The organism is Ruegeria sp. BHSB058, from assembly GCF_059613285.1.
This window is the reverse complement of sequence record NZ_JBXWSF010000127.1, coordinates 1-7,633: the sequence shown is the minus strand read 5'-3', so window position 1 is coordinate 7,633 and position 7,633 is coordinate 1. Positions and strand designations below refer to the sequence as shown.

The 7,633-nt window shown below is 62.6% G+C and carries 9 protein-coding genes; 6 read left to right on the top strand and 3 right to left on the bottom strand.

What is annotated here, in order from left to right:
• Nucleotides 1–510, bottom strand: a 510-nt coding sequence (gene def, locus AC2FNB_RS20010) for a peptide deformylase (protein WP_496748548.1), incomplete at its 3' end; no start/stop codon positions are given.
• A gap of 94 nt (nt 511–604) precedes the next feature.
• Between def and AC2FNB_RS20005 the strand changes: the two genes are divergently transcribed.
• Entirely contained in the window at nt 605–1,777 is a 1,173-nt protein-coding gene (locus AC2FNB_RS20005) for a MalY/PatB family protein (protein WP_496748547.1), read from the top strand.
• Nucleotides 1,778–1,779: 2 nt separating this feature from the next.
• Entirely contained in the window at nt 1,780–2,310 is a 531-nt protein-coding gene (locus AC2FNB_RS20000; RefSeq protein ID WP_496748546.1) for a L,D-transpeptidase family protein, read from the top strand.
• A gap of 3 nt (nt 2,311–2,313) precedes the next feature.
• Here AC2FNB_RS20000 and AC2FNB_RS19995 read toward each other — a convergent pair whose 3' ends face one another.
• Nucleotides 2,314–2,667, bottom strand: coding sequence for a hypothetical protein (locus AC2FNB_RS19995; RefSeq protein WP_480752086.1), 354 nt, complete (start codon nt 2,665–2,667; stop codon nt 2,314–2,316).
• Between the two features lie 212 nt (nt 2,668–2,879).
• On the opposite strand from AC2FNB_RS19995, the gene AC2FNB_RS19990 reads away from it, so the two are divergent.
• Nucleotides 2,880–3,869 (top strand): glutathione S-transferase family protein, encoded by a 990-nt coding sequence (locus tag AC2FNB_RS19990; RefSeq protein ID WP_496748545.1) that lies wholly within the window; start codon nt 2,880–2,882, stop codon nt 3,867–3,869.
• Here the strand turns inward: AC2FNB_RS19990 and AC2FNB_RS19985 are convergent.
• On the bottom strand, nt 3,851–4,213 hold the full coding sequence (locus AC2FNB_RS19985) for a response regulator transcription factor (protein ID WP_480752089.1): 363 nt from the start codon (nt 4,211–4,213) through the stop codon (nt 3,851–3,853). The genes AC2FNB_RS19990 and AC2FNB_RS19985 overlap by 19 nt on opposite strands.
• A 186-nt stretch (nt 4,214–4,399) precedes the next feature.
• Between AC2FNB_RS19985 and cobD the strand changes: the two genes are divergently transcribed.
• Genes cobD through AC2FNB_RS19970 form a run of 3 tightly spaced genes read left to right on the top strand, consistent with a single transcriptional unit; the run spans nt 4,400 to nt 7,487 of the window.
• Nucleotides 4,400–5,377, top strand: coding sequence for a threonine-phosphate decarboxylase CobD (cobD, locus tag AC2FNB_RS19980; RefSeq protein WP_496748544.1), 978 nt, complete (start codon nt 4,400–4,402; stop codon nt 5,375–5,377).
• Nucleotides 5,374–6,294, top strand: coding sequence for an adenosylcobinamide-phosphate synthase CbiB (cbiB, locus tag AC2FNB_RS19975; protein WP_496748543.1), 921 nt, complete (start codon nt 5,374–5,376; stop codon nt 6,292–6,294). Before cobD ends, cbiB begins: the two co-directional genes overlap by 4 nt.
• A gap of 26 nt (nt 6,295–6,320) precedes the next feature.
• Nucleotides 6,321–7,487, top strand: coding sequence for a lytic murein transglycosylase (locus AC2FNB_RS19970; protein WP_496748542.1), 1,167 nt, complete (start codon nt 6,321–6,323; stop codon nt 7,485–7,487).
• Nucleotides 7,488–7,633 lie beyond the last annotated feature (146 nt).

The following is a 7,633-nucleotide window of genomic DNA, read 5'->3' as shown; positions in this document are numbered from 1 at the left end:
GGCCTTCTCGCGCTTCAGCTTCTGCATCTTGCGGGTGATCATCTGGCGCTTGAGCGGCTTGAGGTAGTCGATGAACAGCTTGCCATCCAAATGATCGATCTCGTGCTGGACGCAGGTGGCCCACAACCCGTCAAAGGTTTCCTGCTGCAGGTTTCCGTTCCGGTCCATCCATGCCACATCGACCACCTTGGGGCGCGTCACCTCGGCATATTGCTCGGGGATCGACAGGCAGCCTTCCTCGTAGACATTGGTTTCATCCGAGGCCGCGATGACCTGCGGGTTGAACATCACCAGCGGGTGGGGCGCTTCGCCATCTTCCTTGACGCAGTCCAGCACGATCAGCCGATCCAGCACACCGATCTGAGGCGCGGCCAGCCCGATGCCCGGCGCGTCATACATCGTTTCGAGCATGTCGTCGGCCAGCTTGCGCAGGTCGTCGGTGATGTCGGCCACCGGCGCGCAGACCTTCTTCAGGCGCGGGTCGGGATGGATCAGAATAGTGCGTTTCATGAGGGTGATTTAGGTCATTCGGCGCCGCGCCGCAACGCCCCCCTTGCAACCGTCGGAATTGAGGTTAGCTTTCCCGCGATCAAACGGAGCAGACATGACTTTCAACGACCCTACCGACCGCCGCGGCACCCACAGTTCAAAATGGGACAAGATGGAGCAACTCTATGGCGTCTCGCCCGATGACGGGCTGGCGATGTGGACGGCGGATTCCGATTACAAGACCGCGCCCTGCGTGATCGAAGCGGTGCAAAAGGCGGCGGAACATGGCGTGTTCGGTTATTCCTGGGAACATCCCGAATACCTGCAGGCGGTGCAGTGGTGGATGAAGGCCCGGCACGGCTGGGACATCGACACCGACTGGGTGCTGACCTCGCAGGGGCTGGGCAATGCGATTGCGCTGTGTCTGGACGTGTGGAGCGCGCCGGGGGACGGGGTGGCGATCTTTACCCCGGTCTATCACGAGTTTGCGCACAAGGTGAACAAGTCGGGTCGCCGGGTGGTGGAATGCCCGCTGGTGCGGCAGGGCGAGACCTATGTGCTGGATCTGGACGACGCGCAGGCGCGGCTGGACGGCTCGGAGAAGCTGCTGCTGTGGTGCTCGCCGCAGAACCCGTCGGGTAGAGTTTGGACGCCCGAGGAGCTGCGCGCGGTTGCGGCATTCGCGGAACGAAACGGGCTGATCCTGGTCTCGGACGAAATTCATCACGATCTTGTCTATGCTGGTCAAAAATACGTACCGATGGATGTGGCCGCGCCCGAGGCGCGGGCGTGGACGGTGACCCTGACGGCGGCGTCCAAGACATTCAACATTGCCGGACAGCGGACCGGCAACATGATCATTCCCGACCCGGAATTGCGCAAGGTGATACGGCATCGGCTGGCGACTCTGGATTACGCGCCCGCCGCCCTTGGCGTGGCAATGATCACCGCCGCCTATTCGCCAGCCGGGGCCGCGTGGGTCGATGCCCAAATGGCGCATCTGGACGGCAACAGGCGTCTGTTCGACGACACCATCGCATCAATCCCCGGCCTGTGGTCTATGCCGTTGCAGGCCACCTATCTGGCCTGGGTCGATTTTTCGGGCACCGGAATGAACCATGACGAGTTCGTCCGCCGCCTGCGGCAGGATGCGCGGATTGCCACGTCGTCCGGTCCCGGATTCGGAACCGGGGGCGAGACGTTCGAGCGGTTCAACCTGGCAACACAGCGCGCGCGTGTCGAGGAGGCCTGTACCCGGCTGCGCAGCGCCTTTGCCGATCTGCAATAGCCATGCTACGGCGCCTGACCGTCCTGATGGCGTTGTGCCTTGTCGCCGGGGCGCTTTGGGTCGGATGGGCGCGTTTCGGCCCGCGCCCTGTGGCGCCGCCGATGGCGCCCGAGGCCGAGCGGGTCGATCGCATCCTGATCGAGAAATCCACCCGCCGCCTGACAGCGACGCTGGACGGTGCTGTGGTGATGCAGGCCGATATTGCGCTGGGGTTCAGCCCCGAAGGCGACAAGGCGGTCGAAGGCGATGGCCGCACGCCCGAGGGCGTCTTTACGATCAACCGCCGCAACCCGCAAAGCGCCTTTCACCTGTCGCTGGGCATCGACTACCCGCAGCCTGAAGACATCGCGCGGGCGCGCGAGGCCGGAACCGATCCGGGTGGCGATATCTTCATTCACGGGCAACCAAACGGTGTCGTCGGGATGACCCTGCCGGGCGACTGGACCCTGGGTTGCATCGCCGTGTCCAATGACGAAATCACGCGCCTTTGGCGTCTTGCCGACGTCGGGACGATCGTCGAAATCCGGCCCTGACGATCAGTCGTCCTTGCCCAGAAGCGCAATCGGCGCATCCGGCGAACGATAGAAATCCAGAGGCGCCTTGTCGGCGGCCAGAGTGTTGCGTTTGAACTCGTAACGCATCTCTCCGGCTTCTTCTTCTGCGGCAACAATCAGGCACTGATAAAGGTGATTGGTTCCATCGTAGAGATCAACGAGACCGCGCAGACGCGGAGTCGTTTCGGCCTCGACCGCGAATCCGCTTTGCCACAGACGCAGGACGCGAAAGTATTCCTCGCCCGCTTCGACCCGCAAACGGCTTGTTTTCTTGAGTGTTGCAATGCGCGCGGCATCCAATTCCTTGCGCATTTCCTCGGAAATGTATGTGGTCATAAAAATCTTTCCCCCTCACGTAACCTTAAGTTTGCAATGGGTTTTGTAAAAATCCAATGAAAGATTTCCGGTGACGGCGTTGCGTTGCAATCGTGTCGCAAGGAATGCGCACCATGTGCGCGAGCGCAGAAAGCGTGCGCGGGCCTGATGGTGGTCAGGCGGCGCGGGCGGCCCTATTTTTTGGAGTGTCTCTCGAAACCGGAGGTAAGCGCATGGGACTGCTCGTGGACGGCAAATGGCAGGACAAGTGGTATGACACGAAATCCAACGGCGGCGCGTTCAAGCGGTCGGCGGCGCGGTTCCGCAACTGGATCACCGCCGACGGCGCGCCGGGCCTATCTGGCGAGGGTGGATTTCAGGCGGCGTCGGGACGTTATCATCTTTACGTCAGCTATGCCTGCCCATGGGCGCACCGAACACTGATCTTTCGCGCCCTCAAGGGCCTGACGGATCATGTCGGGGTGTCGGTGGTGCATCCGGACATGCTGGATCAGGGCTGGACGTTCGAGACCGACGCCCATGGCGCGACCGGAGACACGCTTTATGGTTTCAGTCACGCGCATCAGGTATATACCAAGGCCGATCCCGGCTATTCCGGGCGGGTGACGGTTCCGATCCTGTGGGACACCGAGCGGGAAACCATCGTGTCGAACGAAAGTTCGGAAATCATCCGCATGTTCAATTCCGCCTTTGACGGTCTCACCGGGAACACGGATGACTATTGGCCCGTGCCCCTGCGCGACGAGATCGAAGCGGTGAACACCCGCGTCTATGACACGCTGAACAACGGCGTCTACAAATGCGGGTTCGCCACCACGCAGGAGGCTTATGACGCCGCCGTGCATCCCCTGTTCGACACGCTTGAGTGGCTGGAGGAAAGGCTGTCAGCCAAGCGCTATCTGATGGGAGATCGCGTGACCGAGGCCGACTGGCGGTTGTTCACCACGCTGGTGCGGTTTGATCCGGTGTATCATCTGCATTTCAAGTGCAACCGCAAAAGGGTAATCGATTATCCCAATCTCTGGGCCTATCTGCGGGAGTTATATCAATGGCCCGGTGTGGCGGACACGGTGAACATGGCGCATATCGTGCGCCACTATCATTTCAGCCACAACACCATCAATCCGCACCGCATAATCCCGATCAACCCGGTTGTGGATTACCGGGAGCCGCACCGCCGCGATCAGCGTCCGGCTGCGTAATGCTCGACCATGGCTGCCAGGTCTTCGGGCGGGGTGCCGCTTTGGACAAAGGCGCAGGCGTTTGAGCTGTGGGCAAAGATTGATCCGTCGGAAAAGAAGGTGGTGTTGGTGACAAAGATCACCCGCGCATCGGGGCGGCGATAGCTGGCAAAATCGGCCACCGCAAGCGCACTGCCCTTTTCCAGCACGAGATCGAGGACAATGATATCGAAGGCGGTGCCATAGAGCGCCAGAATGGCCTCCTCCTGCGTCAAAACCAAGGTGGCTTCGGTCCCCTGCCGTTGCAGGTGACGCTGCCAGACCCGGCCAAGATCCGGGTTGCTTTCAACGATCAGAACCTTCATTTGCGGCACCCTTGGCACGGTTGGCATGTATCTCGTGCCGTCCCCCTAGCCCCGTGATCCGGTCAATTGCTTAACAAAATGTTAACATGCCCGAAGCGGCCCTTGTTTCGGGCGGTTTCGCTTGTGCAGACGGCAAGAATCCGCTTGAAGCGGGCAGAATGCAGCATTTTCAGGCAGAGAGTCGCAATGGCGCAATCGCCGGACATGGACCAGAACACCATCGACCCCCGCGCCCGACGCGACCATGGCGGCGGGCTGGACGGCGCGATGAAGCGCTATGGCGGCGCGCGGGCGGATTGGATCGACCTGTCGACAGGTATCAACCCGTCACCCTATCCGGTGTCCGGCTTGCAGGCGACCGATTGGGCAGAGCTTCCCGATCACGGCGCGTTCGAGGCGCTGGTGTCGGCGGCGCGGACATTCTGGCAGGTGCCGGCTGAGGCCGCTATCCTGCCTGCGCCGGGTGCGTCGGCGCTGATTGCCCGAATTCCGGCGCTGGCTCCTGCCGGGTCGGTGCAGATCACCCGCCCCACCTATAACGAACATGCTGCCGCCTTTGCCGCGCAGGGCTGGGACATCCGCGACGTTGGGCCTACGCAGGCGCGGGTCATCGTGCATCCCAACAACCCCGATGGCCGCCTGTGGCGTGAAGCGGAAGCCGATGCGCCTTTGACCGTGATCGACGAAAGCTTTTGCGATGTGACACCTGCGACCTCGCTGATCCATCTGGCCGAACGTCCCGGCACGGTGGTTCTGAAGAGCTTTGGCAAGTTCTGGGGGCTGGCCGGATTGCGGCTTGGCTTTGCCATCGCCCGACCCGACACCATCGCCCGGCTCAACGACCTGACCGGCCCCTGGGCGGTTTCGGGGCCGGCGCTGCGGATCGGGGCGCAGGCCCTGACCGATACCGACTGGGCGGCGCGCACCCGCGCGCGCCTGGCGCAGGAGGCCAGCCAGCTGGATGCGCTTGTCACCGGAAAGGGTGCCGAGCTTGTCGGGGGCACTACCCTGTTCCGGCTCTATGAGGTCGATGACGCTGCTGCATGGCAGGACCGTTTGGCGCGTGCCCATATCTGGAGCCGCGTCTTTCCCTATTCGCGGACCTATCTGCGGCTGGGCCTGCCGCCTGCACAGGGTTGGGGCCGGCTGGAGGCTGCGCTGTGAGCACCGCGTTTCTGCTGGCTGCGGCGATGGCGCTGGACGCCGCGCTGGGAGAACCCGAGTGGCTGTGGTCGCGGGTGCGGCATCCGGCGGTGCTGATCGGTAATCTGATCGGAGCGCTGGACAGGCGGCTGAACCGGGGCGGCAACCGGCGCCTCAAGGGTGCTGCGGTCGCCCTGTTTCTGGTCGCGGCGGCAGTGATTGCGGGTCAGGTTCTGGCCGCGCTTGGGCCGGTGGTGGAAATCCTGGCCTGCGCCATCCTGCTGGCTCAGAAGTCGCTTGTGACGCATGTGTCCGACGTGGCCGATGCCATGCGCCGGTCCTTGCCCGAGGGGCGGACGATGGTGGCACGGATCGTATCGCGCGACACTTCGGCCATGGATGAAAGCCAGATCGCGCGGTCGGCCATCGAAAGCGCGTCAGAAAACCTCAGCGATGGGGTGATTGCGCCTGCCTTCTGGTTTCTGGTTGGCGGTCTGCCGGGGCTGCTGGTGTACAAGGCGATCAACACGGCGGACAGCATGATCGGCTATCGCACCGAGAAGTATCTTGAATTCGGCTGGGCTTCGGCACGGCTGGATGACCTGTTGAACCTGATCCCTGCGCGGCTGACCGGTTTGATGATCGTGGCCTTGGCCCGTGGGTTCGGCCAATGGCGCGAGATCGTTGCCGACGCCCGACGCCATGTCTCGCCCAATGCGGGCTGGCCCGAGGCCGCGATGGCCCGCGCGCTGGACGTGGCCCTTGCCGGGCCGCGCAGTTATCATGGTCAGATCCGCGATCTGGCCTGGGTCAATGGCGCGGCGCGCAGAACCATCGGTGCTTTCGAGATCACTCGCGCCGTCGACATGCTGTGGCGCGTTTGGGGCCTTGTCTTTGCGCTCGTTCTGCTGTGGTTTGTGCTGACATTGATATTCTGACCCGACAAGAGGGATTGACCCGCAAGATGCGATTGTTTTCTGCCGCCGTTTTCGCCCTTCTGCTGTCCACCGCAGCCCAAGCCCAATGCGGAGGCGATTTCAACGCCTTCGTGCAGGCGCTGAAACAGGAGGCGGTGACGAAAGGCCATGACAGCGCCCGGGTCAACGCATTCTTCAAGGGCGTCAGGCAGGACGGCAAGGTACTGAAGGCCGACCGGGCGCAGGGAGTGTTCCAGAAACCCTTCATCGATTTCTCGCGGCACCTGATTTCGCAGAACCGGATCGACCGGGGGCAGGCAATGTCACAGAAACACGATGCGGTGTTCGACCGGATCGAGGCGGAATACGGCGTGTCGCGCGGCGTGCTGCTGGCCTTTTGGGCGTTCGAAACCGATTACGGCGGCTTTCAGGGAGATTTCAACACCCGCGACGCGCTGGTGACGCTGGCGCATGACTGCCGCCGTCCCGATCTGTTCCGGCCCCAGATATTTGCCGCCATCGCGCTGTATGACCGTGGCAACTTCGATCCGCAACGCACAACCGGCGCCTGGGCAGGCGAGATCGGCATGGTGCAGATGCTGCCGCAGGACATTCTGGACAACGGCGTCGATGCCGATGGCGACGGCAAGGTGTCGCTGAAAACTTCGGCCCCTGATGCGTTGATGTCGGGGGCAAAGATGCTGTCGCATCTGGGCTGGCGGGCGGGTGAGCCATGGCTGCAGGAGGTCACCGTGCCCGCGGATATGGACTGGTCGCTGTCGGGGCCCGGCAAGGGCCGCGCGGTCACGGAGTGGCAGCGGATGGGGGTCCGCGCGCGGAGCGGGTCGTTGCCGGGTGGAATGCAGGCGTCGCTGTTGCTGCCGCAGGGCCATAAGGGGCCGGCCTTTCTGGCCTATCCGAATTTCGACGTCTATTTCGAGTGGAACCAGAGTTTCGTCTATGTCCTGACCGCCGCCTATTTCGCCACCCGGCTGGAGGGTGGTCCGATTTATGATGCCGGTAGTCCGGAGCCCGGATTGTCAGGACCGCAGATGAAAGAGCTGCAAGCGACATTGCAGGCGCGCGGCCACGATGTCGGCAAGATCGACGGCATTCTGGGCGCCGGAACCCGCGCGGCGGTACAGGCAGAGCAGGAAAGGGTGGGTTTGCCCGCTGACGCCTGGCCGACGGCAGAGCTTTTGCGCAGGTTGTAGTGGACAAGTGGTGTCAGGCGGATGAGGGCCGGTCTCTAGCAACTGTATTTCTCAGGCGGTCTGAGCCGACCAGTTTTGCCGAGATTTTAGGAGTGCGTTCGCGATTGTAACGAGCTTTCTAGCGACTGCTGTGATGATGACTTTGT